The sequence below is a fragment of the Aliihoeflea sp. 40Bstr573 genome, from assembly GCF_024105655.1.
Taxonomy (GTDB): Bacteria; Pseudomonadota; Alphaproteobacteria; order Rhizobiales; family Rhizobiaceae; genus Aliihoeflea.
The window spans coordinates 252,082-276,326 of sequence record NZ_JAAAMH010000002.1; the positions used below are offsets into that span (position 1 = coordinate 252,082).

Here is a 24,245-nt window from a genome sequence, read left to right on the forward strand (position 1 = left end):
TTGACTAATCTCCTCCGATTTAACAAGAACTGGCCACTGGACAGCGAGTGGAGAACGCGCTTTCCAGGTAATCCTTTGTTCGGAGGACCCCCAGATGAATCTTCAGTCGATGCTGCCCCGCAAGGCGGTCTTCGCAGCCGCCGCCGTTGCCGGAACCGTGCTCGCAGCGCCACTGGCGCTGGCGCAGGAAACCGTCAACATCTATTCCTATCGCCAACCCGATCTGATCAAGCCGGTGCTCGACGCCTTCACCGAGGAGACCGGCATCGCGACCGAAGTGCTGTTCCTCGACAAGGGCCTCGAGGATCGCATCGCGGCGGAGGGGACGAACTCGCCGGCCGACGTCATCCTCACCGTCGACATCGCCCGCCTGCAGGCCGCCAAGGACAAGGGCGTGACGCAGGCGCTGGATGACGAGACGATCAACGCCAACATTCCTGCCGAGTATCGCGACGAGGAAGGCCACTGGTTCGGCGTTACCCGGCGCGGCCGCGTGATCTGGGCCTCAAAGGACCGCGTCACCGAGGACGCGATGTCCTATGCCGACCTGGCAGACCCGAAGTGGAAGGGCAAGATCTGCATCCGCTCCGGCCAGCACGACTACAACATCGCGCTGTTCGCTTCCCTGATCGCCAATTGGGGCGAAGCGGAGACCGAAGAGTGGATGAAGGGCTTCAAGGAGAACCTCGCCCGCGCGCCCGACGGCAACGATCGCGGCCAGGCCCAGAACATCATGGCGGGCGAATGCGACCTGGCGCTCGGCAACACCTATTATGTCGGCCTCATGATGAACAATGAGGAAGAGCCGGAACAGAAGGACTGGGCGGACGCGATCAAGGTCATCTTCCCGACCATCGACGAGGATTCAGGCACCCACGTCAACGTCTCTGGCATGGCACTCGCCAAGAACGCGCCGAACAGGGACGAGGCACTCGAACTGATGCGCTTCCTCGCCTCCGATGCAGCGCAGGAAATCTACGCGGCGCAGGTCTACGAGTACCCGGTCAAGGAAGGCGTCGAGGCAAGCGCGGACGTGCAATCCTTCGGCGAGCTCAATGCCGACACGTTGCCCTTGACGGAGATTGCCAAGAACCGCCGCGCGGCCTCCGAAATGGTCGATCGCGTGGGGCTGGACGATGGGCCGAGTTCCTAAGCCCCTCATCCAGGGCTGAATGTTCAGGCCGGTCCGGCAGCGGACCGGCCTTCGCCGTTTTCCGATGAGCGTATCGTGACCGACCAGCTTCTGATCGACAGGACCGCCGCGATCTCCCCGCCCGCGCCGCGCGCGCGGCGGCAGCGGCATCCGCTGGCGCTGGTCTTGAGCGCGATCGTCGCCGCGATCGTGCTCCTCCCCGTCCTGACGCTCGCCGGCATCGCACTTTCGGGCACTGGCGAGGACTGGCCGCACCTCGTCAATTTCGTGCTGCCGCGCGCCGCTACCACGACCTTGTGGCTGATGGCGCTGGTGGCCGCCGGCACGGCGTCGATCGGCGTCACGACCGCCTGGCTTGTCGTCGCCTACGATTTTCCGTTGAGACGAACGCTCGCATGGGCGCTCGTGCTGCCGCTTGCCGTGCCGCCCTATCTGGCCGCCTACGCGTTCGGCGAGTTCTTCCATTTCACCGGACCGGTGCAGACCGCGATCCGCGAAACGTTCGGATTTGCGACCACGCGGGACTACTGGTTTCCCGACATCCGCTCGACGACGGGAGCGGCGATCGTGCTGTCGGCCGTGCTCTTTCCATACGTGTACCTGACGACCCGCGTCGTCTTCATCATGCAGGGCCGCAACATCGCCGAGGTCGCGCGCACGCTTGGCGCGCGGCCGGGCAAGGTGTTCTGGAAGATACTCCTGCCAATCTCGCGCCCGGCGGTGGCAGCCGGCGTCGCGCTCGTCTTGATGGAGACGCTGAACGATATCGGCGCATCGGAATATCTGGGCGTGCGCACGCTGACGCTGTCGGTGTTCTCCACCTGGCTCAACAGGGGTAGCCTCGAGGGGGCGGCGCAGATCGCGATGATCATGCTCGTCATCGTCTTCGCCCTCCTTATGGCCGAGCAATGGGCGCGGCGGCGCCAGCGCTACCACGCGGTGCGCGCAACGCAGATGAAGGCGCGTCCGCCCCGCGTGCAACTGACGGGCCCCAAGGCCGGCCTTACGACGCTTCTCGCGGCGCTGCCGGTCGCCGCCGGCTTCGGCATTCCGCTCTACGTCTTCGGCGACTACGCCTCGCGGCGCCTGCAGCAATTCGCCGATCCGGCACTCATGCACGCGCTTACCAATTCGATCCTGACTGCGACGGCTACCGCGCTTTTCACCATCGTCATCGCGCTCGTGCTGATCCAGGCGGCACGGCTGGCGCGTTCGCACCTCGTGACCGCACTGACGCGCTTCGCGATGGTCGGGTATGCGCTGCCGGGAACGGTAATGGGTCTCGGCCTGCTCTTCGCGCTCGCCCGGTTCGACAATGCGCTCGACGCGGTAATGCGCGAGGCGTTCGGCATCTCGACGGGACTTTTGCTGACCGGGTCCGCAGCGGCGGTCGTGCTTGTCTGCTCGATCCGGTTTCTGGCGCTTGCTGAAGGCTCGATCCGCTCCGGTCTCGAAAAGCTGCCACCCAACATTGACGAGGCCGCTCGAAGCCTCGGGCGCACACCGGGCCAGAGCGCACGCGCCGTGGTCCTGCCACTGCTCGGCCCTGCAATCTTGACGGCAGCGGTCTTGGTCTTCGTCGACACGATCAAGGAACTGTCTGCGACGATTCTCTTGCGGCCGTTCGGCTTCAACACGCTCGCGACCCACGTCTACGAGAACGCCTCGCGCGGCCAGCCGGAGGACGGCGCGGTCGCGGCGCTCCTGATCATCGTGACGTCGCTGATTCCGGTGGTGCTGCTGTCGCGGGCATTGGCCCGGGATCGCGAAGCGATGATGTAAGGGGTGGGGGTCTCACTTCAAAAGGCAGCGCCCGTGCAGACAAAAAAAGCGCCCCAAGAGGGGCGCTAGAGAATTTGTGTCACACAGGGACTTGAAGCGGTGAGGCGCGCGGCCTGTCGGGGCGCGTCTTTTGTCTCAAGTTGCCCCCACAATGGCGCGGCAACCCTTAACGAAACCTTGCCACGGCGCCGAGATTTTTACCGAATGCTAGGGACGTTGACGAAACGGTAAATTATCGCGGTACGGTGGTTAACCAAGATCAGGCGCGCAGGGCCGGCAGGTCGCGGAAAAGTTCCAGCGCCTCGGGATTGGCAAGTGCTTCCTTGTTCTTCACCGCGCGGCCGTGGACGATGTCTCGCACGGCGAGTTCCGTGATCTTGCCGGATTTGGTGCGCGGAATATCGTTGACCGCAACAATACGGGCGGGAACGTGGCGGGGGCTGGCGCCGGTGCGGATCTGGGTGCGGATTTTCTTTTCCAGCCCCTCGTCCAGCGCCACGCCCTCGGCGAGGCGCACGAACAGCACGACGCGGACGTCGTCATCCCACGTCTGGCCGATGCAGATGGCCTCCACGATCTCGGGCAACTGCTCGACCTGGTTGTAGATTTCGGCCGTGCCAATGCGCACACCGCCCGGGTTGAGCGTCGCGTCCGACCGGCCATGGATGACGATGCCGCCATGCGGCGTCCATTCCGCGAAGTCGCCATGGCACCAGACATTGTCGAAACGCTCGAAATAGGCAGCCTTGTACTTCGCGCCGTCGGGATCGTTCCAGAACATGATGGGCATGGCCGGGAACGGACTGGTGCAGACAAGCTCGCCCTTTTCGCCGGTGATCGTGCGGCCATCGTCGTCCCAGACGTCGACGGCCATTCCGAGGCCGGGCCCTTGGATTTCGCCGATCCAGACGGGCTTGGTCGGGATGCCGAGGACGAAGCAGGAGACGATATCCGTTCCGCCGGAGATCGAGGCGAGATGGACGTCCTCCTTGATGCTCTCATAGACAAAGCGGAAGCTTTCGGGCGCGAGCGGCGAGCCGGTCGATGCAATGGTGCGCACGGAGGACAGGTCGTGCGTTTGTTTCGGCTGGAGGCCAGCCTTCTTGACCGCGTCGATGAACTTCGCCGAGGTGCCGAAGAAGCTCATCTTCTCGGCTTGCGCGAAGTCGAAGATGGCGTTGCCGTCGGGGTAGAACGGCGAGCCGTCATAGAGCAGCAGTGTTGCGCCCGAGGCGAGGCCGGAGACGAGCCAGTTCCACATCATCCAGCCGCATGTGGTAAAATAGAAGAAGCGATCGCCCTCGCCCATTCCGGCGTGAAGGCGATGTTCCTTGACGTGCTGCAGCAGCGTTCCGCCGGCCGAATGGACGATGCATTTGGGAATGCCCGTCGTGCCCGACGAAAAGAGGATGTAAAGCGGATGCGCGAAAGGCAGCCGAGCGAACTCAACCTCCTTCGGCTCGAAGCCAGAGATCGCGTCTGAAAGGGCTTCGGCGCGGTCGATCTTGGCGGCGGCGGTCTTCGCATTGCCGAGATAATCGACGATGAAAGCGCGGGTTGCGCTCGGCAGCTTGGCGATGACGGCGGCGACCTTGTCCGAAACGTCGAGCGCCTTGCCGTTGTAATGATAGCCGTCGATCGTGATGAACAGCTTCGGCTCGATCTGGCCGAAACGGTCGAGCACGCCCTGTTCGCCGAAATCGGGCGAGCAGGACGACCAGATCGCTCCGATGGAGGCTGTGGCGAGCATGGCTGCGATGGTCTCGGGCATGTTCGGCATCATTGCCGCGACGCGGTCGCCCTCGCCCACGCCATGAGCGCGAAAGAGCTGCTGGAGTTGGGAGACCAGCGCGTGAAGCTCGTCCCACGACATACGGCGCGCCACCTTGTCCTCGCCGCGGAATACGAGCGCGTCGTGCGAACCGCGTCGCGACAGCAGATTCTCGGCGAAATTCAGCTTTGCGTCGGGAAAAAACCGGGCGCCGGGCATCCGGTCGGCATCTTCCAGGACGCGCGCGCCTTTTTCGCCCTTAACCTCGCAAAAATCCCAGACGAGGTTCCAGAACGCCTCGCGGTCCTCGACAGACCACGCATGCAGCGCGTCATAGTCGCCCAGTTCCCGCCCTGCAGCCGTCGAGGCCTGGCGGGCAAAGGCAGTAATGGGAGCCGCCTCGATATCCTGCGATTTCGGGGTCCAGAGCGGCGCTGTCTCGGTCATGCGGGTCCTCCCAGAAGTGGTCGCGCTCTTGAAGCACAGCGCAGGCTCAGCTGACAAGCACTGGCAGGATCGTAGAAATACGTTGGCAACGGCCCTTCCAAGGCCACAAATGCTTGAAATGGCATTCGCATCGATTAAACCGGAACCGGGGATCGATCGGCGCACAGCCGGTCTGGTCCGCCAATCGGCGAGGGTGAATGCAGGGACAGGTCGTCAGACGAGCGATCATCGGGCTCGCCGCCCTTACCGTCGTGGGCGTCGGGCTGGTTCTCGCTTTGCCGTGGATCGCCTCGACGCAGCTCGTGCGTGACCGGATCGCCTACGAACTGTCGGCCTGGAGCGGCTACCGGGTGCAGCTCGGCGAGGCGCCGCGCATCGATGTTTGGCCGACCTTTTCCGCCCATCTTTCCAACGTCGCCCTTTATGAGTGGGGCGCCCAGGGCAGCAAGCCTGTCCTGGAAGCCGAGCGCGTCGACATCGACCTTTCAGCCCTGGCAGCTCTGCGCGGAGACGTCGTCTTTTCGCGGCTCACCCTCGAACATCCGCTTTTGCGCCTCACCAGGCCAACGCCGGTATTCGACCTTCCCCCTTCACCGGGCGGGGGGCGAATGATCCGGGCAATCGACGCGGCGGGGGCGATCGTCGCCGCCAACGGCGTCGAGCCCGATCTGTCTGAACTCCCGAGCGACCCCTTCGGCCAGATGACGTTCAACGACGGCAGGATCGCCGTGATGGAAGGCGACGAGGACCAGATTATCCTCTCCGGACTGACGGGGCAGATCGACTGGCCGGCGCTCGACCGGCCGGCAACGCTGACGGCCAACGGCATCTGGCGCAGCGAGGCGATGCGTGTAGACGCGTCGAGCGCGCAGCCGCTGCTGCTTCTGGCCGGCGGCACATCGCAGGTGCGGCTTTCGCTCGACGCGGCACCCGCCAAGGCGCGCTTCGAAGGCACGGCCAACCTTTCGGTCAACTCCTTCTTCGACGGGCAAGCGAGCTTCGAGACGCCGTCGTTGCGCCGCGCGCTCGAATGGTCGCGCACAGACATATTGGCCGGCCAGACGATCGGCGCGGCGAAGCTGTCCGGCCGGATCACCGGCAGTGCCGAACGACTGCGTATCGAAGAAGTCGCGCTCGACCTGGCCGGCAGCCCCGGCACCGGCGTGCTCGAACTTTCGACGGATGACGCAACACCGACCATAGGTGGCTCGATCGCCTTCGAGCGGCTCAATCTCGGCACCTTCCTTGCCGCATTCACGCCGCAGATCGACAGGGTGGACGAGGCAGCCGACCTGATCGACGAGAACGCGGCGCGGCAACTCAATCTCGACCTTCGCCTTTCGGCGACGCAGGCGCAGCTCGGCAGTTTCGCGCTGGCGGGCCTTGCCGCTACGGCGCAGCTCAAGGACGGCAACGCCGCCTTCGACATTTCCGACGCATCGGCCTTCGGCGGCACGATCCAGGCAGGTATCCGCATCGAGCCGGCCGGCGGGGCCAACGCCGTCGAATTGCGGTTCCTGGCAAGCGAGATCGACGTCGGCGCCATGACGCTGCAAGCCGGCGCCAAGCGCTTCGTGCCGCAGACGCGCGGCAACCTCTCGGCCATCCTGCGCGGCAAGGGCAATGACTGGAACTCGGTCATCTCGACGTCGGAAGGCACTCTGACGGCCAATTTCGCGGCCGGCGACATCGTCGGCATCGACGCCAACGCGTTCCTGGCGCGCATGGCAGAGGGCCAGCTCTTCCCGCTATCGAGCGTTTCCGAAGGCGCGCTGCCGATCCGTGGCCTTCAGTTCAGCGCCGTGGTCGGCCGCGGGCTGGCGCGGATCGACACGGCGACAGTGCTGATGGAAGGCCGGCGCGCCTCGCTGACGGGGATCGTGCCGCTGGCCGGCCGCGCACTTGCACTTTCCGGAGAAGTCGCAGCGGTGGACGGACAGGACCAGGTTACCGGCGAGGCCGTGAAATTCTTCGTGGGCGGCGGATGGGACGAACCCTTCATCTCGCCGGTGCCGAGCGTGCCCGATGTCCGGGATGCGCCGGAACTCTGATCCTTCGTGAAGTGACCGGCGCGGACCTGTCCGAAGACTCACCCCTGAGCGGCGGCCTGTTCGTCGCGGCGGCGTTGGACGTCGCGGCGCTTGTTGACCAGCGAAGCGATGATCACCCCGACACCGACCACGCCGATCAGAATCGTCGAGACAGCGTTGATCTCCGGCGTCACGCCGAGCCGCACCTGACTGTAGATGCGCATCGGCAGTGTCGTCGCACCGGGACCCGAGGTGAAGCTGGCGATCACCAGATCGTCGAGCGAGAGGGTGAAGGCGAGCATCCAGCCGGCGACGATGGCCGGCAGGATGACCGGCAGCGTGACGGAGAAGAAGGTGCGCGTGGGCGTCGCGCCCAAATCCTGCGCGGCTTCTTCCAGCGAGCGGTCGAAGGAGAGCAGCCGCGATTGCACCACGACCGCGACAAAGCACATCGAGAAGGTGATGTGCGCGAGCGTTATGGTCATGAAGCCGCGTTCGAGGCCGATGGCGACGAAGAGCAGGAGCAGCGACAGGCCGGTTATGACCTCAGGCATGACGAGCGGTGCGAAGACCATGCCGGTGAAGAGGATGCGGCCGTGAAAGCGCGTGTAACGCGTCAAGACGATCGCCGCGAGCGTGCCGAGGACCGTGGCGACCGAGGCCGAGAGAAACGCCACGCGGAAGGTGACCCAGGCGGCGTCGAGCAATTGCTGGTTGGAAAAGAGCGAGACGTACCAGCGCGTGGAAAACCCGCCCCAGACCGTGACCAGGCGGGACGCGTTGAAGGAATAGATCACGAGAAGCAGGATCGGGATGTAGAGGAATGCAAATCCCAGAATCAGCGAAGCGACGTTGAAGCGCGACAGACGGTTCATTGGCCACGCTCCTGCGCCTTCGCCTGCGCCTGCTGGAAGAACATGATCGGCACGACGAGGACCAGAAGAAGCACGATGGCCACGGCGGACGCCACCGGCCAGTCACGGTTGGCGAAGAACTCGTTCCACAAGGTCTTGCCGATCATCAGCGTTTGCGAGCCGCCGAGAAGGTCGGGGATGACGAACTCGCCGACCGCAGGAATGAAGACCAGCATGCAGCCGGCGACGATGCCCGGCACGGAAAGCGGCACGGTGATCTTCCAGAACGCGCCGGCGGGCGTCGAGCCGAGGTCCTGCGCGGCCTCGATCAGCGAGAAGTCCATCTTTTCCAGCGTCGCGTAGAGCGGCAGCACCATGAAGGGCAGGTAGGAATAGACGATGCCGATATAGATCGCGGCATAGGTGCCGGTGATGACGAGCGGCGCGTCGATGACGCCCAGCCACAGAAGGAACTGGTTGAGCAGTCCTTCGGGCTTCAGGATGCCGATCCAGGCATAGACGCGGATCAGGAACGACGTCCAGAAGGGCAGGATGACCAGCATCAGAAGAAGCGGGCGCAGGCTGTCGGGCGAGCGCGCCATGGCATAGGCCATCGGATAGCCGATCAGCAGCGCAAGGAAAGTTGAGACGCCCGCGATCCAGACGCTTGTCAGATAGGCGTTGATATAGAGCGCGTCGTCCCACAGCCACAGATAGTTCTCGAAGGAGAGCTCCGAAAAGGCTTCGGTGAAGGCCTGCCAGCCCTCGGAAAGGTCGAAGGTCGGCGTGTAAGGCGGCATCGAGATCGCCGTGAAGGACAGCGATATCTTGAAGACGATCAGGAACGGAGCGAGGAAGAAGACCAGCAGCCACAGATAGGGCACGATGATCGTGACGCGGGCGGCGATAGCGGAGGCAAGGCGGGTCATGGCCGCTACCGCGTCAACACGACGCCGGCGTCCGCCGGAAAGGTCAGCCAGGCGCGGTCGTTCCAGGTCAGCGGGTCCTGTGTGGTGCGCTGGCTGTTGAGTTCGCTCGAGCGCACCACCAGTCCGCTTGTCAGCTTGACGTTGTAGACCGTCATATCGCCGAGATAGCCGATGTCCCACACCTCGCCTTCGATGGCGTTGAGCGCAGGGTTTTCAGGCTTTCGTGACGAGATGCGGATCTTTTCGGGGCGCACGGCGTACCATACCGTCCCCTCGCCCGGCGCGGCGGTGGCATCATCTGCAAGGATGGTGACGCCATCGGCCGTCGCGATCTCGATGCGGCCATCTTCGCGGCCGGCAACGCGGCCTTCGAAGATGTTCACCGAGCCGACGAAATCAGCGACAAAACGCGAAGCCGGAGCCTCGTAGACCTCGGCGGGGGTGGCCACCTGCATCACCTCACCCTTGTCCATGATGGCGATGCGGTCGGCCATGGTCATCGCCTCTTCCTGGTCGTGCGTGACGACCATGAAGGTGAGGCCGAGCTCCTGCTGCAAATCCATCAGCTCGAACTGCGTTTCCTCGCGCAGTTTCTTGTCGAGCGCGCCGAGCGGTTCGTCGAGCAGAAGCACCTTGGGACGCTTGGCGACGGAACGGGCGAGTGCGACGCGCTGGCGCTGGCCGCCGGAAAGCTGGTGCGGCTTGCGCTTGGCGAACTCTCCCAGCTTGACCAGCTTCAGCATGTCGGCGACCCGCTTTTCGATGTCCGCCTTCGGCATTCCGTCCTGCTTCAGGCCGAAGGCGATGTTCTTCTCAACCGTCATGTGCGGGAAAAGCGCGTAGGACTGGAACATCATGTTGACGGGGCGGCGATAGGGCGGGATCCCCGCCAGGTCCTGCCCGTCGAGCAGGATGCGACCCGAGCTCGGCTCCTCGAAGCCCGCCAGCATGCGCAGCAAGGTCGACTTGCCGCAGCCCGATGCGCCCAGAAGCGCAAAGAACTCGCGCTCGTAGACATTGAGCGACAGATTGTCGACAGCAGTGAAATCACCGAACCGCTTGGTCACGTTTTCGAAGGCGATGAACGGTTTCGCATCCGGGTCGGCCCAGGGCGCAAAGCTGCGGCGAATGCTTCCCAGCGATTTCATTGCAGTTCCCTCGTTGGAAAGGAAAGGCCCGGAGGAACCGGGCCGTTCTGAGCGTTACTGGCCGGTGACGATCCGCGTCCAGCTTCGTGTCACGAGGCGCTGGAAGCGCGGCTCGTAGGGCATCACCGTGAACATCTTTTCGAGCGTCGCATCGTCCGGATAGATCGCGTTGTCCTCGATGATTTCTGGCTCGATGAACTCTTTTGCCGCCTCGTTGCCGTTGGCGAAATAGACGTAGTTCGTCGCCCGCGCGATGACTTCCGGCTCCATGATGAAATTCAGGAATTCATGCGCTTCCTCGACATTCTGCGCGTCGGCGGGAATCGCCATCTGGTCGAACCAGAGCTGCGCGCCCTCTTGCGGCACGGAATAGGCAACCTCGACACCGTTGTCCGCCTCGGCCGCACGGTCGGCCGCCTGGAAGACGTCGCCCGACCAGCCGATGGCGAAGCAGATGTCGCCATTGGCGAGCGCGTTGATGTATTCGGACGAATGGAAGCGGCGGATGTGCGGGCGAACCGCCAGCATGACTTCCTCGGCCGCTTCGAGATCGGCCTGTTCGGTCGAGTTCGGGTCCTTGCCGAGCCAGAGCAGCACGGTCGGCAGGATGTCGGTCGGGCTGTCGAGGAAGTAGACGCCGCAATCGGCAAGCTTGGCGAGGTTTTCCGGGTCGAAGGCGACGTCCCAGCTATCGATCTCGGCGGTGCCGAGACGTTCCTCGACCATGGCCGGATTGTAGCCGATGCCGACCGTGCCCCACATGTAGTTGATCGAATAGGCGTTGCCCGGATCGTATTTCTCGGCCTGGCTTTCGACGAAGTCCCACATGTTCTCGATGTTCGGCAGCTTGGACTTGTCCAACTCCTGGAAGACGCCAGCCTCGATCTGGCGCGACAGGAAGAGGCCCGTCGGCACCACGACATCGTAGCCCGAGCCACCGGCCAGGAGGCGCGTCTCGAGAATCTCATTGGAATCGAACACGTCGTAGACGACGCGGATGCCGGTCTTCTCGGTGAACTCGGCGATAAGCGAATCGTCGATATAGTCGGACCAGTTATAGACGTTGACGACACGGTCCTGCGCGGCGACGCCGCCGGCAAAGGCGGCTGAGATGGCCAAGGCAGCTGCGCCGAGCAGCATGTTGCGTGACTTCATACGACTTCTCCTCTGTCGGTTTTTTGGGGCTGCGAACGCCCTGATAAACAAAACCTATTGCCGATTTTGCACTGCGGCAAGCGGCAATGGCATCACAGGTAGGTGGTGCGCTCCAGGGGGGTGATCTCGGCCCAGAAGGCGATGATCTCCGCCCGCTTCAGGTCGCGGTAGACCTTGGCCAGGAACGGCCCGAGCGCGCGGTCGGCGAATTTGCTTCTGGCCATCAGTTGCAGGGCGTCGTCCATGTCGTCGGGCAGCATCAGCCCGTCCTCGTCATAGGCGTTTCCGTCGACCGGCGGGGGCGGCACGGCCTTAGCCTCGATGCCCTCGACCATGCCCTGGATGATCGCCGCGAGGACGAGATAGGGATTGGCATCCGCGCCGGCGATGCGGTGCTCGACGCGGCGGTTCGTATCGTTCGAGACGGGGATGCGCAGGGCGACCGAGCGGTTGTTCTCGCCCCACACGGCGCGGGTCGGCGCATAGGAGCCGGGCGTGATGCGGCGAAAGCCGTTCCACGTGTTGATGAAGATCAGGAGCGATTCCGGCATGGACGTCAAAAGGCCCGCGACGGCGGATTCCAGCACCTTGCGGCCTTGCGGGCCACCGAAAATGTTCGATCCCGAAGCGTCCAGCATGGACGCGTGAACGTGCATGCCGTTGCCGGCAAATTCGAGGAAGGGCTTGGCCATGAAGGTGGCCGTCAGCCCATGCGCGCGGGCACAGCCGAGCACGATGCGACGAAGCATGATGACGTCGTCCGCAGCCTTCAGCGGATCGGCGCGGTGCTTGAGATTGACCTCGAACTGCCCCGGGGCGGCTTCCTTGATGATCGTGTCGATCGGCAAGCCTTGAGCGTCCGCCGCGTCGCGGATCATGTCGAACAGATCGGCATGTTCGGCCAGATCGTCGAGGCCGTACATGCGAAGGCGATCGGGACCAGCGGTGGCGCCGACCGGACCGGGCATCCCGTCATGCCATGCGGTGTTCGGGTCGAGCAGGTAGAATTCGAGCTCGAAGGCGACGACGGGGAAGAAGCCCTTCGCGTTCACCTCGGCGATCTTCTTCTTCAAGACCTGTCGCGGGTCGGCCATGTAGGGCTCGCCCTCCGGCGTGAAGGTCTGGAGCAGCACCTGCGCGGTCTTGCGCTTGGCCCAGGGCACGATGGAGAGCGTGCCGCGCGTGGCGCGGCAATAGCCGTCCTGGTCGCCTGTCTCGATGTGAAGACCCGTCTCGGTGACCTCGCGGCCCCACACATCGAGACCGTGCAGCGACATCGGGAAATTGACGCCTTCCTCGAAGGCCTTCTTCAGCGCATCACCCGGCGCCCATTTGCCGCGCATGACGCCATTGGGGTCGACCAGCAGGAACTCGACGGCTTCGATATCGGGATGTTCCTCGATGAAGGCCCGGTATTCGCGCTCGTGTTCCGCGGAGACGAATTTGGACACTGTCAGTTCCGGTGCCGGATGGTCCGCAGATGTTTCAGGATGCGTTTCGAGGATGCCCGTTGCCGTGGGTTGCAAGATAAACCTGTCTGATTGTTGACACATTTGACAGCCTGCCCGCCGCCCCGACGGGAGTCAATGGGCCGTTTCGCGGGCCGTCGGTTCGGCTGCTGAACGCCTGTGACACCGGGTTTGACCGGGCGGCGCTGGCGGCGAAACTCCAGCGCGATGTGCACCAGGAGCGCGGCAAAGACCACCGCGCCGCCGACAATGGTGCGCGCCGAAGGCACCTCGGCATGGACGAGCCAGACCCAGACCGGGCCGAGCAGTGTTTCGAACGTTCCCAGAAGCGCTGCGAAAGCAGCCGGGATGAGCCGGGCTCCGGTGGCGAAGAACGCAAGGCCGAGACCGAGATTGAGCGCCCCGAAAGCGAAAAGGAACGCCATGTCGGCGGACGTAACACTGAACGCCGAAGCCTGCGTCGCCGCGAAGCTGCCGGCGATGAGCGTGCCGAGGCACGTTGCCGGCGTCATGCGAACATGGGAGTAGCGGCGCGTGATGACGGTGGCGCAGGCAAAGACCAGCGCGATCAGCACCGCCAGGCCATCGCCGACGGGCGAGACGTTTCCGGTGAGCGAATCCGAAACCATGATGGCGACGCCGATGATGACGGCGGCGATTGCCGCCCAAGTGGCGAGCGACACGCGCTCGCGAAAGAGAACGAAGGCGATGAGCGCGGCGATGAGCGGGACACCGGCCTGCATCAGGAGCACGTTGGCGACGGTCGTATAGGAAAGCGCGACGACGAAGGAGGTCGACGCGGTGGCGAAGCACAAGGCGACCGCGATGCCGGGCAGGCCCATCTGGCGAAACAGCGCCTTGGTGCCGGCAAAGCCGTCGCGCCACATCATGTAGCCGATGAGGAAGGCGGCGGCCCACAGCGAGCGCCAGAAGATGACCGTCCAGGAATCCGGCGCCTCGATGAAGCGCGCGATCGCGCCGCCAAGGCTCCAGAACAGCGCGGAGAGGAAGACGAGCAGGAAGCCAACGCGCTCGTCGCGCGGAGAGACGGACGGGACGGCGGTGAGGGGCGCGGCCTGCGACATGCTCGGTTTCCAAGAAACGCCGCTGCCCGCGGCTCAGCCATCTATATCGGCTGACACGCAGATGGCGTGATCCAGCCAGTTCAGCTAATTGGCTCACTCAATGCTGCTCCAATCGCGCCTCTTCCTGTTCAGCATTCTCATGCTGCCCGCGCTCGCCATGCTCGCGCCGCTGATGCTCGGCGCGCCTTGGCGCGTCTCGATCCGCCCCACCGGCGAGGCGGCGGCGGTGCTGCTCATTCTCGCACTGGCGATCTCTCCACTGAAAGCGCTGTTCGGCGCGGCCGCGTGGACACGCTGGCTGCTGCGGCAAAGGCGGGCGATCGGCGTCGCCGCATTCGGCTATGCGGCGATCCACATGGTTGTCTTCGCGCTGTCGATCGGCAGCATCGCCGACATCGTCGCAGGGATGGCCTGGGCTTCGATGTGGACGGGCTGGGCGGCCTTCACCGGGCTTTTGGTCATGGCGGCGATTTCCAACGACCGGGCGGTGCGCGCGATGGGGCGCGGCTGGAAGGCCGTGCAACGCCTCACCTATCCGGCGGCCCTCCTGACGCTTGCGCACTGGCTGCTTCTGACGCGCGACTGGACGGAAGCGCTGATCTGGTTCGCGCCGCTCGGGCTCTTGCAATTGGCGCGGCTGGCAACGAGGTTGCGGCGCAGAGATTCGAACGGGAGGATGGGACGATGAAAGCTGCCTGGTACGAGACGAACGGCGACGCGCGGCAGGTGCTCACCGTCGGGGAAATGGAAACGCCGAAGCCCGCCGCGGGCGAAGTCCTCGTCAAGCTGATGGCTTCGGGCGTCAATCCATCCGATGTGAAGAGCCGGCGCGGCCGGCCGCTGATTGCGCCGCGCATCATTCCGCACTCGGACGGCGCAGGCATCATCGAAGCGGTTGGAGACGGCGTAGACGCCAAGCGCGTGGGCGAGCGGGTCTGGACCTGGAACGGCCAGTGGAAGCGGCCCTTCGGCACGGCGGCGGAGTTCATCGCCCTGCCGGCCGCGCAGGCCGTGCATCTGCCTGACGGCATGGATTTCGAGGCCGGTGCCTGCATGGGCATTCCGGGCCTGACCGCGCTGCACGCGGTGAAGCTCCACGGCGACATCGCGGGCAAGACGCTGCTCGTCACCGGAGCGGCGGCCGCCGTCGGGCACTACGCGGTGCAGATGGCGAAGGCCGCCGGCGCGCGGGTCATCGGCACGGCATCGGCCGGGCGACGCGAGCATGCACTCCAGGCGGGCTGCGATGCGGTGATCGATTACCGCAGCGAGGACGTCGCGGCATGGGTGAAGGACCTGACCGACGGCAAGGGCGTCGACGGCATCATCGACATGGACTTTTCCTCGACCGCTGCGCTCTTGCCAAGCGGGGTTCTGGCGCAGCACGGCAAGTTCGTCTGCTACGGCTCGAACGTCGCCGGCGACGTGCCCGTCTCATTCCCGGCACTGCTTTGGGGAAGCCTGTCGCTGCGGGTTTTCGTCGTCTACGAACTGACGGACGAAGAGCGTGCGGTGCGGCTGCAAGAGCTGAACGAGATGCTGGAAGCGGGAACGTTGAAGCACACGATCGGCGCGACGTACGGGCTGGACGAAATCGTCGACGCGCATGAGGCGGTCGAGGGTGGAAAGGTGACGGGGAACGTAGTGTTGCGGATGGGGTGAGACGGATTGGGATTCGCGCCGCGAATGCTATCTTGAGGACAAAGAAGTTCGGCTCATCAGGGAAGTTGAAGCGCTGCCAGACGCCGAGCAGGAAGAGCTCGGGCGCGAACTCCATGCGACTGCGCGCAAGCGGATCGAGGCTCAACTGGCCAAGGCGGAAGCGCGTGGCGGTGGCAAATCACATGCCGAATTCATGGCCGAGCTGGGCGGTCTTTCAACTCGCGATACTGGATGACCGACTATCGAAAGCACTTGCTGTTTTATCGAGTGGATGTGTCGACCAGTTCCGTCGAGATCGCCCATGTCGTCGATGCCCGGCGCAATGTGGACGCGCTAATCGACTGACTACTGAAAATCGAACGCGCTCAACCCAGACACCATTTCGTCCAAACCCAGCGGCCGTGTGACGGGAGGCTCGGCCCGCGCGAGGCAGCCGGTGCGCTCGCACAGGCGACAGGCCGGGCCGATGGGCACGGCCGCCAGCGCCTGCTTGCCAGAGCGGGGTTCGGCCGGAAGGGCCGTGGCGTAGACGAGATCGTCCCTGAAGCCGATGTCGCAGCCGATGAGGATTGCCGTGCGGCGCGGACGCTCCGCGAAGGCCCCCTGCGGGCCTTCGAGCGTGCGGCAGATGGTGAGGAACTCGGCTCCGTCCGGCATCTCGACCGCCTCGACGAAAATCTGGCCCGGCTGGCCGAAGGCGGCATGCACGGCGAGCTTGGGACAGGCGCCCCCGAATCGCGCCTGGGGAAAGCCCTGCGCGCCAGCGCGGCGAAAGCGGTTGCCGGCATGGTCGACCTCGAGCATGAAAAAGGGCACGCCCGGCTGCGTGGCGCGGCCGAGCATCGTGAGGCGGTTCGCCGCCTGCTCGAAAGAGACGCCGAACCGCGAACGCAGGACGTCGATGTCGTAGCGGGCGCGCACAGCCGCGGCGTGGAAGGCATGATAGGGCATCATCAGCGCGTGGGCGGCATAGCGCGCGAGCTCGAACCGGGCGAGGCGGCGGGCCTCGTCGGTGGACAGCTTCAGCGCCTGTACTTCGGCGGCAATCGTCACGTTCATGCGGATGAGGCAGGCTTCCATCGCCACTTCGCGCAACTGGTCGAACGGCGACAGGCGTTCGGAAATGAAAAGGCGCTGCGAGTGGCGGTCATAGCGGCGGCGCCAGTTCGGCATTGTGGCGACCGGCAGCACCTTGACCACGATGCCGTATTCGCGGCGTAGCCATTCCTTCAGCGCCGGCAAAAGCTCCTCGCCGCCGAGAAGCTTGTTGAACGTCTCCGCCTCTTCCTCGATCCGGGCGAAATGGTTCGGCCTGCGCTCCAGAACCTCGCGCACCTCATCGATCGGCAGGCGGGCGGCGGAGATCGTCGCCCTGCCCTCGCGTGCGAGCAGGTCCGACAGATCCGTCAGACGCTCGGCCTGCTCGCGATAGGCACGGTAGAGCTTGACGACCGCGGCCGATGCATTGGGCGCGCCTTCCGCAAGCTCGATCAATTCCTGGTCGCCGGGCAATTCGCCGGCCAGCAGCGGATCTGCAAACGCCTCGCGAAGGGCGGTGACCGCCCCTGCCCCCTCCCCCTGCAATTCGTCCGGCTCGATCTTGAAGACAGAGGCGAGCTTGAGGATCAACTGCACGGTCAATGGCCGCTGGTTGCGTTCGATCAGGTTGAGGTAGGATGGCGAGATGCCGAGCGCCTCGGCCATCGCCGTCTGGGTCAGGCCCTTGCCGTTGCGGATCCGGCGGATGCGCGGTCCTGCGAAGATCTTCTGCTCGGCCATTGACAGCGCCTTTACAACATCGCCGATTGACAATCTTTACAGATTTACAGGCTACGGTCGTCAAGATCAACACAGCATGACCCGATTGGAATGGCACATTTGCGCTATTTTGTCGTTGTTTTTCGCAGCGCAATGTAAATCCGAAACAGCGCCACGACCGAGAAGGCCCGGCAGAGGATTTACCCAGTGGAGACAGCCATGACCGATTTTTACAACCTCGTCCCATCCGCCCCGGAAGGCCGCTTCGACGGCATCGAGCGCCCCTATTCCGCAGAGGACGTGAAGCGGCTGCGCGGATCAGTCCAGATCAAGCACACGCTGGCCGAAAACGGCGCGAACCGCCTGTGGAAGCTCATCCACGAGGACGATTTCGTCAACGCGCTCGGCGCCCTTTCCGGAAACCAGGCCATGCAGATGGTCCGCGCCGGGCTGAAGGCGATCTACCTTTCCGGCTGGCAGGTCGCCGCAGACGCCAATACGGCCTCGGCGATGTATCCCGACCAGTCGCTCTATCCGGCAAACGCCGCGCCTGAGCTCGCCAAACGCATCAACAAGACGCTGCAGCGCGCCGACCAGATCGAGACGTCGGAAGGCAACGGCCTGTCGGTCGACACCTGGTTCGCGCCGATCGTCGCCGACGCCGAGGCTGGTTTCGGCGGACCGCTCAACGCGTTCGAAATCATGAAGGCTTTCATCGAGGCCGGCGTCGCAGGCGTTCACTTCGAGGACCAGCTTGCCTCGGAAAAGAAGTGCGGGCATCTGGGCGGCAAGGTCCTGATCCCGACGGCTGCGCATATCCGCAACCTCAACGCCGCGCGGCTTGCCGCCGACGTCATGGGCACACCGACGCTGATCGTCGCGCGTACGGACGCCGAAGCTGCCAAGCTGCTCACCTCCGACATCGACGAGCGGGACCAACCCTTCGTCGACCACGACAAGGGCCGCACGGTGGAAGGCTTCTACCAGGTGAAAAATGGCATCGAGCCGTGCATCGCGCGCGCCATCGCCTATGCGCCGCATTGCGACCTGATCTGGATGGAAACCGGCAAGCCGGACCTCGCCCAGGCGAAGAAATTCGCCGAAGCCGTGCACAAGGCGCATCCGGGCAAGAAGCTCGCCTACAACTGCTCGCCGTCCTTCAACTGGAAAAAGAACCTCGACGACGCGACGATCGCCAAGTTCCAGCGCGAACTCGGAGCGATGGGGTACAAGTTCCAGTTCATTACGCTCGCCGGTTTCCACCAGTTGAACTACGGCATGTTCGAACTCGCCCGTGGCTACAAGGAGCGCCAGATGGCGGCCTATTCGGAGCTGCAGGAGGCCGAATTCGCGGCGGAAGTGAACGGCTACACGGCGACCAAGCATCAGCGCGAAGTTGGCACCGGCTATTTCGACGCCGTGTCGATGGCGATCACCGGCGGCCAGTCGTCCACGACCGCCATGCACGAATCCACCGAGCACGAGCAATTCAAGCCCGCCGCGGAATAGCGAATAGAGGGCGGCGGGAAATCTCGCTCGTCCTCCACTTTCCCACCCAGGAGACACGGACATGACACCGAATACACGCGTCAAGGAACGGGCCGAGGAACAATCGTCGGCCATGAATGCGGACCAGCAGGCGGTCATCCGCATGGTGGCGAACGATCTGCACCGCCTCAACCAGTCGGTGATGAAGGCTGTCGAGGCTGGCGTCTCGGTCGAGCTGGTGCGCTCGGCACGCCATCATGGCGGCGAGGGCAATTGGGGCGACCTGTTGATCCCGGTCGTCGTCACCAAGGGCAATTGACCATCATTTGACAGGCTGCGCGCGAGTCGGTTGGCCCGCGCGCATGGAATTTAAGGAAGTATTTGCCAAGGCGCATTTTGTAACCTGAAATTGCATCCGCGCTAAACGCAACCCGTTGACATGCAACCTTGATGAGACACTATCGCAAGACCGGTTGGATCCGGTGGGGAATGAAGCACTCGTGGGCGATGATCGATGCAGGGAACGGACGGCAAGGAACATTCGCCCCGTCGGACCGAATTCGCGTCGGCGGTGATGGGTCAAGGGCTCGATAGCGCCCTAGTGCAGATCGTCAGTTCCGCACACATCAACGCGCTCGTGGTTTCCAAAATTGTGGAGCGGTGTGGCCTGAAGGCTTTCGCCACCGGCATCGACGAGGCGATGTCGCACTATCACCAGCGCCTGCCCGGAACCGTGATCCTCGACGGCGGGGCGACGAACCGGGACTGCGACGGCATTCTCGACACGCTGTTGACCAGCGCCGGTTCGCGCAGGGGCCGACCGGGAATCCTCTTCGTCGCAAACCGGATGCTAAGCGACGACGAAGAGGCAGAGTTCGGACCGCCGGATGCCGTCGTCGCCAAGCCGATCACGCCGGAATCGCTGCAGCCCGCCATCCGCCATCTCGTCGCCCGTCTCGCACCACCCGCGCCGCGCGCCTGAGCGCCCTTCCAATACCCGCGTTCCGGTGGCTATAATGCAGCCACTTTCAACGACTTGTGGTGATTGATGCCTGCCCCCAAGAAGCAAGACCGCGCCGGTGGATCCGCCGGGCGGACGCGCGTACCCCAATTCATGAAGAACCTGAGGGGCGTGAAGAACTGGAAAGAGGCTGGCGGCTGGCTGGAATGGCGGGGCATCGAGGACATTGAGTGCATCACACCCGACCAGGCGGGCGTGGCGCGCGGCAAGATGATGCCGTCGAAGAAGTTCACCTCCAACACCTCGCTCGCCCTGCCCTCTGCCGTCTTCATGACGACGATCTCGGGCCGCTACCCCGAAGACGGCAACGGCTTCGTCTATCCGGAAGACGATGGCGACCTGAAGCTCCTGCCCGACCTCTCCACGCTCTCCGTCGTGCCGTGGGAGAGCGATCCGACGGCGCAGGTGATCTGCGATCTGGTTCATCAGGACGGGCGGATGGTTGAGTTCACGCCGCGCAACGTGTTGCGCCGCGTGGTGGAAGCTTATGAACGCCACGGGCTTAAGCCGGTGGTCGCGCCCGAGATCGAATTCTATCTGGTCCGCAAGAACCCCGACCCCGACTACCCGCTGGTGCCGCCGATCGGTCGCTCGGGCCGCGCGATCGCGGGCGGACAGGGTTACTCCATCGCCGGCGTCAACGAGTTCGACGAACTGATCGACGACATCTATCATTTCTCGGAAGTTCAGGGCCTCGAGATCGACACGCTTATCCACGAGGAAGGTGCGGGGCAGCTCGAGATCAATCTGCGCCACGGCGACCCGGTCGAGCTCGCCGACCAGGTGTTCCTGTTCAAGCGCACGATCCGCGAGGCTGCGCTGAAGCACGAGACCTATGCGACCTTCATGGCAAAGCCGATCCAGGGCGAGCCCGGCTCGGCCATGCACATCCACCAGTCGATCGTCGACGCGAAGACCGGCCGGAACGTCTTCACCAACGAGGACGGGTCGGAGACGGACACGTTCTACAATTTCATCGGCGGGTTGCAGCGGCATATCCCCAATGCGCTCGTCATGCTGGCGCCCTATGTCAACTCCTATCGCCGGTTGACCCAGGCTTCCGCCGCGCCGGTCAACACGCGCTGGGGTTACGACAACCGCACGACGGCATTTCGCGTCCCGCGCTCGGATTCGGCGTCGCGGCGCGTCGAAAACCGCATTCCCTCCTCGGACGCGAACCCCTATCTCGCGCTCGCCGCCTCGCTCGCCTGCGGCCTCATCGGCATCTTGCGCGAGACCAAATGCGACGCGCCGACCGGTTCGAGCGTCAATGAGGACGAGATCGAACTGCCGCGCGGGCTGCTGGAAGCGGTCGAGCTCTTCGAGGGCGACGACGATCTCAAGGGCATCCTCGGAACGCAGTTCATCTCAACCTACGCCGCGATCAAGAAGGCGGAGTTCGAGACGTTCATGGAAGTGATCAGCCCGTGGGAGCGGGAGTATCTTCTCCTCAACGTTTGATGTGAGTGCATGACCTACCAATCCCCCATTTCCCCCGGCATTTCCTGGTATGAGGCGACCGTCGGCGAACGACCGGAATATGCGCCGCTCGACGGGAGCGTGACGACGGATGTCGCGATCATCGGCGGCGGCTTTACAGGTCTGTCGGCCGCGGCGCATCTGGCGAAGGCCGGGACGAATGTCGTCCTGATCGACCAGCACCGGTTCGGAGACGGCGCCTCGGGCAGGAATGGCGGTCAGCTTGGAACCGGGCAACGGGCTTGGCCGGAAGAGTACGAGGAAGAACTCGGGCTCACCCGCGCCAGAGCCCTGTTCGACCTGGCCGAGGAGGCGAAGGCGCACCTCCTGGAATTTGCCGATACGAACCGCATCGACATCGATTTTCGCCCCGGCCAGATGTCGGTCGTTCACAAGAAGCGATATCTCAAGGACTATCAGGGGCATCCTTCGCTCATGGCCGAGCGGTTCGGCTATCCCCATGTCAGCTACATGGATGCGAACGAGACGGCGCGGCGTCTGGGGTCGACGCACTATCTCGGTGGTATCCGCGATACCGGGACGGGGCACATTCACCCGCTGAAACTCGTCGTCGGCACGGCCCGCGTGGCAGCGGCGGCGGGCGCGCAAATTCACGAGAACACGCCGGCGACGAAGATCGAGAGCAACGGCAGCAAGGTGACGATCACCACGCCGCGCGGCACGATAACGGCCGCCAAGGCGCTGATCGCCGTCAACGCCTATGGCGGCAATCTGGAGGAAAAGAGCGCAGCACACATCATGCCGATCGGCTCCTTCATCGGTGCGACGGTGCCGCTGGGCGACGACAGCCCGGTCCTGCCGGGGGGCGAAAGCGTCGACGATTCGCGCTTCGTAGTGCGCTACTTCCGCAAGTCGATCGACGGGCGGCTGCTGTTTGGCGGGCGAGAGATTTACTCGACCGGCGACCCGAAGGGCATCGCCGATCATATCCGCCGTCAGATCGCCGAGGTCTATCCAGCCCTGAAGGATGTCGAGATCACCCATCAATGGGGCGGCTATGTCGGCATCACCATGTCGCGCAAGCCCTATGTCCGGGAAGTCATGCCGAACGTCATCTCGACGGGCGGCTATTCGGGCCACGGCGTGATGCTGTCGAACTTCATGGGCAAGCTTTACGCCGAGACGGTTGCGGGAAACCGCGACCGGCTGAAACTGTTCGAAGAGCTGAAGATACCGGCATTTCCCGGCGGGCGCAGCTTGCGAGCGCCGCTGATGTTCCTGGCGCTGAACTGGTATGCGCTCAGGGACAGGCTCTGAACGCGAAAAGGCCGCCCGACGAGCGGGCGGCCTTTGGTCAGTGGCGGATGACGGGCCTAACGGCCGCTCTTGTCCTCGAAGATCATCTCGCTACGGGTCTCCGGGGTCGCCATCTCGGCTTCCTCGGCGATCGAGGCGGTCGTCATCGTGTCGCGCGTGCCGAACGTGAACGGGCCCATATATTCGGTGTTGTAGTCGTACTGGCTTTGGACGCTGGCGTCGTAGTTGCCGACATTGACCGGGCCCTGCTGCATGGCGAATGCGGAGCCGGAGGCGAGGATGGCGGCGGTGGCGATCAGAATGGTCTTCATGGCGTATTCCCTTCGTTTCTCTGTTTCAAATTCGGGCTGGGTTGTGTCCCAGTCGCGAACAGTCACGAAGGTTTCGCCGACGAAGTTTCGGAAGTTTCGCGGCTTGTCAGTCACAAAGAGTTTAGCAGAAGCTGATGAACCGAATGCCCGGTTTTGCGTTGCGTGCGGTCGTTAGGGAAGTCTTTGATGGTCGAGCGAGCCCGACGACCCCTTGTGGGAAGGAATAAAGGGTGGGGGTCAACGGGTAAAAACAGGCCGCCACCGCTAGGCGACCTTTCGCACGATCACACTGCCCGCCGAATATCCCGCACCAAATGAGCAGATGACGCCGAGACTTCCCGCCGGCAGGTCCGCCGAATGGCGCGAGAAGGCGATGATGGAGCCGGCGGAGGAGGTATTCGCGAATTCCTGCAGCACGTTGGGCTGCTCATCGCGGGTCGGCTCGCGGCCCATGACCTTCGTACCGATGAGGTCGTTCATGCCCTTGTTCGCCTGATGCAGCCACAGGCGCGATAGCTGCGCCGGCTCGATGCCCTCATCGGCCAGATGGGTGAGCATGAGTTCGGCCACCATCGGCACGACCTGCTTGAAGACCTTGCGGCCTTCCTGACGAAACTGCATGTCGCGCCTATCCGCCATGTGGCCTTCGCGGGTGCGGCGCAGGAAGCCGTTGTTGTTGCGGATGTTGTTGGAGAACTCGGTCAGGCAGCGTGTCGACAGGATTTCATAGGCGTTCTTCGACGTCGCCTGGTCGAGGCGCTGGAGAATGACGGCGGTGCACACGTCGCCGAATATGAAGTGACAGTCACGGTCGCGCCATTCCTGATGGCCCGACGTGATTTCCGGATTGACCATCAGGATCGCGCGGGCCGAGCCGGAGCGGATCATGTCGGCAGCCGCCTGGATGCCGAAGGTGGCCGATGAGCAGGCCACGTTCATGTCGAACGCAAAGCCCTTGATGCCGAGCGCCTCCTGCACCTCGATCGCGATGGCCGGATAGGCACGTTCGTGGTTGGACGCGGCGCAGATGACGGCGTCGATGTCGGCAGCAGTCAGTCCGGCTTCATCCATCGCCTTTCTCGCCGCGTCGAGCGCGATCTCTGCCATGATGGAGATGTCGTCGTCGGCGCGCTCTGGCAGGCGCGGGTGCATGGTCTGCGGATCGAGGATGCCGGCCTTGTCCATCACGTAGCGCTGCTCGATGCCCGACGCCTTGACGATGAACTCCTCGCTCGACATGGGCATCGCCTCGCGCGCGCCAGCCGCGATCTCGCCGGCATGAGTGGCATTTTGCCGAGCGGCGTAGTCGTTATAGGAGGCGACCAGTTCGGCATTGGTGATAGTTTGCGGTGGCGTATAGATACCCGTGCCTGTGATGGCGACCTTGTGCATGACGTTTCCCGTATTTGCGGCAGGCTGCTCGCT

19 protein-coding genes and 1 pseudogene are annotated in these 24,245 nt (G+C 64.0%); 10 read left to right on the forward strand and 10 right to left on the reverse strand.

Annotated elements, in window-relative coordinates; translation table 11 throughout:
* Positions 1–94 precede the first annotated feature (94 nt).
* Together GTK01_RS04515 and GTK01_RS04520 are read left to right on the forward strand one after the other, a co-directional pair.
* Entirely contained in the window at positions 95–1,153 is a 1,059-nt protein-coding gene (locus GTK01_RS04515) for an extracellular solute-binding protein (protein WP_371924267.1), read from the forward strand.
* 303 nt (positions 1,154–1,456) lie between these two features.
* Entirely contained in the window at positions 1,457–2,935 is a 1,479-nt protein-coding gene (locus GTK01_RS04520; RefSeq protein ID WP_252924801.1) for an iron ABC transporter permease, read from the forward strand.
* A gap of 259 nt (positions 2,936–3,194) precedes the next feature.
* Here the strand turns inward: GTK01_RS04520 and GTK01_RS04525 are convergent, their stop codons facing one another.
* A complete protein-coding gene (locus GTK01_RS04525) occupies positions 3,195–5,153 on the reverse strand; it encodes an acetoacetate--CoA ligase (protein WP_252924656.1) in 1,959 nt (652 codons plus the stop codon).
* A gap of 197 nt (positions 5,154–5,350) precedes the next feature.
* On the opposite strand from GTK01_RS04525, the gene GTK01_RS04530 reads away from it, so the two are divergent.
* Positions 5,351–7,204 (forward strand): AsmA family protein, encoded by a 1,854-nt coding sequence (locus GTK01_RS04530; protein ID WP_252924657.1) that lies wholly within the window; start codon positions 5,351–5,353, stop codon positions 7,202–7,204.
* A 38-nt stretch (positions 7,205–7,242) separates the two neighbouring features.
* Here GTK01_RS04530 and GTK01_RS04535 read toward each other — a convergent pair whose 3' ends face one another.
* From GTK01_RS04535 to GTK01_RS04560, 6 genes and pseudogenes are all read right to left on the reverse strand, one after another.
* A complete protein-coding gene (locus GTK01_RS04535) occupies positions 7,243–8,058 on the reverse strand; it encodes an ABC transporter permease subunit (protein ID WP_252924658.1) in 816 nt (271 codons plus the stop codon).
* Entirely contained in the window at positions 8,055–8,966 is a 912-nt protein-coding gene (locus tag GTK01_RS04540; RefSeq protein ID WP_252924659.1) for an ABC transporter permease subunit, read from the reverse strand. The genes GTK01_RS04535 and GTK01_RS04540 overlap by 4 nt, the downstream gene beginning before the upstream one ends.
* Before the next feature lie 5 nt (positions 8,967–8,971).
* On the reverse strand, positions 8,972–10,114 hold the full coding sequence (locus GTK01_RS04545) for an ABC transporter ATP-binding protein (RefSeq protein ID WP_252924660.1): 1,143 nt from the start codon (positions 10,112–10,114) through the stop codon (positions 8,972–8,974).
* Positions 10,115–10,168: 54 nt separating this feature from the next.
* Positions 10,169–11,254, reverse strand: a complete 1,086-nt coding sequence (locus tag GTK01_RS04550; RefSeq protein ID WP_252924802.1) for a polyamine ABC transporter substrate-binding protein — start codon at positions 11,252–11,254, stop codon at positions 10,169–10,171.
* A 107-nt stretch (positions 11,255–11,361) separates the two neighbouring features.
* Positions 11,362–12,720 (reverse strand): glutamine synthetase family protein, encoded by a 1,359-nt coding sequence (locus GTK01_RS04555; protein ID WP_252924661.1) that lies wholly within the window; start codon positions 12,718–12,720, stop codon positions 11,362–11,364.
* A gap of 158 nt (positions 12,721–12,878) precedes the next feature.
* A pseudogene (locus GTK01_RS04560) lies at positions 12,879–13,823 on the reverse strand (DMT family transporter); the annotation flags it as partial.
* 100 nt (positions 13,824–13,923) lie between these two features.
* Between GTK01_RS04560 and GTK01_RS04565 the strand changes: the two are divergent.
* Entirely contained in the window at positions 13,924–14,511 is a 588-nt protein-coding gene (locus GTK01_RS04565; RefSeq protein ID WP_252924662.1) for a ferric reductase-like transmembrane domain-containing protein, read from the forward strand.
* Entirely contained in the window at positions 14,508–15,485 is a 978-nt protein-coding gene (locus GTK01_RS04570; protein WP_252924663.1) for an NADPH:quinone reductase, read from the forward strand. Before GTK01_RS04565 ends, GTK01_RS04570 begins: the two co-directional genes overlap by 4 nt.
* Positions 15,486–15,830: 345 nt before the next feature.
* Here the strand turns inward: GTK01_RS04570 and GTK01_RS04575 are convergent, their stop codons facing one another.
* Positions 15,831–17,264: a short-chain fatty acyl-CoA regulator family protein gene (locus GTK01_RS04575; protein ID WP_252924664.1), complete on the reverse strand. Its 1,434-nt coding sequence runs from the start codon at positions 17,262–17,264 to the stop codon at positions 15,831–15,833.
* A 198-nt stretch (positions 17,265–17,462) separates the two neighbouring features.
* Here GTK01_RS04575 and aceA point away from each other — a divergent pair, with 198 nt between their 5' ends.
* The 5 genes from aceA (at position 17,463) to GTK01_RS04600 (ending at position 22,509) form a co-directional block, all read left to right on the forward strand.
* The gene (gene aceA, locus GTK01_RS04580; RefSeq protein ID WP_252924665.1) at positions 17,463–18,752 is read left to right on the forward strand and encodes an isocitrate lyase; all 1,290 of its coding nucleotides are present in this window, start codon (positions 17,463–17,465) and stop codon (positions 18,750–18,752) included.
* A gap of 61 nt (positions 18,753–18,813) precedes the next feature.
* Positions 18,814–19,050, forward strand: coding sequence for a hypothetical protein (locus GTK01_RS04585; RefSeq protein WP_024588397.1), 237 nt, complete (start codon positions 18,814–18,816; stop codon positions 19,048–19,050).
* A 195-nt stretch (positions 19,051–19,245) separates the two neighbouring features.
* Positions 19,246–19,713, forward strand: a complete 468-nt coding sequence (locus tag GTK01_RS04590) for a response regulator (RefSeq protein ID WP_252924666.1) — start codon at positions 19,246–19,248, stop codon at positions 19,711–19,713.
* 132 nt (positions 19,714–19,845) lie between these two features.
* A complete protein-coding gene (locus GTK01_RS04595) occupies positions 19,846–21,213 on the forward strand; it encodes a glutamine synthetase family protein (protein ID WP_252924667.1) in 1,368 nt (455 codons plus the stop codon).
* A gap of 9 nt (positions 21,214–21,222) precedes the next feature.
* Positions 21,223–22,509 carry an FAD-binding oxidoreductase gene (locus GTK01_RS04600; protein ID WP_252924668.1) on the forward strand — a complete coding sequence of 429 codons (1,287 nt, stop codon included), beginning with the start codon at positions 21,223–21,225 and terminating at the stop codon, positions 22,507–22,509.
* Between the two features lie 56 nt (positions 22,510–22,565).
* Here the strand turns inward: GTK01_RS04600 and GTK01_RS04605 are convergent, their stop codons facing one another.
* A complete protein-coding gene (locus GTK01_RS04605) occupies positions 22,566–22,820 on the reverse strand; it encodes a hypothetical protein (protein WP_252924669.1) in 255 nt (84 codons plus the stop codon).
* 264 nt (positions 22,821–23,084) lie between these two features.
* The gene (locus GTK01_RS04610) at positions 23,085–24,212 is read right to left on the reverse strand and encodes a beta-ketoacyl-ACP synthase III (protein WP_252924670.1); all 1,128 of its coding nucleotides are present in this window, start codon (positions 24,210–24,212) and stop codon (positions 23,085–23,087) included.
* Positions 24,213–24,245: the final 33 nt, after the last annotated feature.

What these genes read in the sequence shown, in the direction of transcription:
- GTK01_RS04520 (WP_252924801.1), top strand. Translation starts at nt 1,457, where the DNA reads ATGGCGCTGGTGGCCGCCGGCACGGCGTCGATCGGCGTCACGACCGCC.
- GTK01_RS04525 (WP_252924656.1), bottom strand. Translation starts at nt 5,153, where the DNA reads ATGACCGAGACAGCGCCGCTCTGGACCCCGAAATCGCAGGATATCGAG.
- GTK01_RS04605 (WP_252924669.1), bottom strand. Translation starts at nt 22,820, where the DNA reads ATGAAGACCATTCTGATCGCCACCGCCGCCATCCTCGCCTCCGGCTCC.
- GTK01_RS04600 (WP_252924668.1), top strand. Translation starts at nt 21,223, where the DNA reads ATGACCTACCAATCCCCCATTTCCCCCGGCATTTCCTGGTATGAGGCG.
- GTK01_RS04590 (WP_252924666.1), top strand. Translation starts at nt 19,246, where the DNA reads ATGCAGGGAACGGACGGCAAGGAACATTCGCCCCGTCGGACCGAATTC.
- GTK01_RS04550 (WP_252924802.1), bottom strand. Translation starts at nt 11,254, where the DNA reads ATGCTGCTCGGCGCAGCTGCCTTGGCCATCTCAGCCGCCTTTGCCGGC.
- GTK01_RS04610 (WP_252924670.1), bottom strand. Translation starts at nt 24,212, where the DNA reads ATGCACAAGGTCGCCATCACAGGCACGGGTATCTATACGCCACCGCAA.
- aceA (WP_252924665.1), top strand. Translation starts at nt 17,463, where the DNA reads ATGACCGATTTTTACAACCTCGTCCCATCCGCCCCGGAAGGCCGCTTC.
- GTK01_RS04515 (WP_371924267.1), top strand. Translation starts at nt 95, where the DNA reads ATGAATCTTCAGTCGATGCTGCCCCGCAAGGCGGTCTTCGCAGCCGCC.
- GTK01_RS04595 (WP_252924667.1), top strand. Translation starts at nt 19,846, where the DNA reads ATGAAGAACCTGAGGGGCGTGAAGAACTGGAAAGAGGCTGGCGGCTGG.
- GTK01_RS04545 (WP_252924660.1), bottom strand. Translation starts at nt 10,114, where the DNA reads ATGAAATCGCTGGGAAGCATTCGCCGCAGCTTTGCGCCCTGGGCCGAC.
- GTK01_RS04565 (WP_252924662.1), top strand. Translation starts at nt 13,924, where the DNA reads ATGCTGCTCCAATCGCGCCTCTTCCTGTTCAGCATTCTCATGCTGCCC.
- GTK01_RS04575 (WP_252924664.1), bottom strand. Translation starts at nt 17,264, where the DNA reads ATGGCCGAGCAGAAGATCTTCGCAGGACCGCGCATCCGCCGGATCCGC.
- GTK01_RS04570 (WP_252924663.1), top strand. Translation starts at nt 14,508, where the DNA reads ATGAAAGCTGCCTGGTACGAGACGAACGGCGACGCGCGGCAGGTGCTC.
- GTK01_RS04540 (WP_252924659.1), bottom strand. Translation starts at nt 8,966, where the DNA reads ATGACCCGCCTTGCCTCCGCTATCGCCGCCCGCGTCACGATCATCGTG.
- GTK01_RS04535 (WP_252924658.1), bottom strand. Translation starts at nt 8,058, where the DNA reads ATGAACCGTCTGTCGCGCTTCAACGTCGCTTCGCTGATTCTGGGATTT.
- GTK01_RS04530 (WP_252924657.1), top strand. Translation starts at nt 5,351, where the DNA reads ATGCAGGGACAGGTCGTCAGACGAGCGATCATCGGGCTCGCCGCCCTT.
- GTK01_RS04585 (WP_024588397.1), top strand. Translation starts at nt 18,814, where the DNA reads ATGACACCGAATACACGCGTCAAGGAACGGGCCGAGGAACAATCGTCG.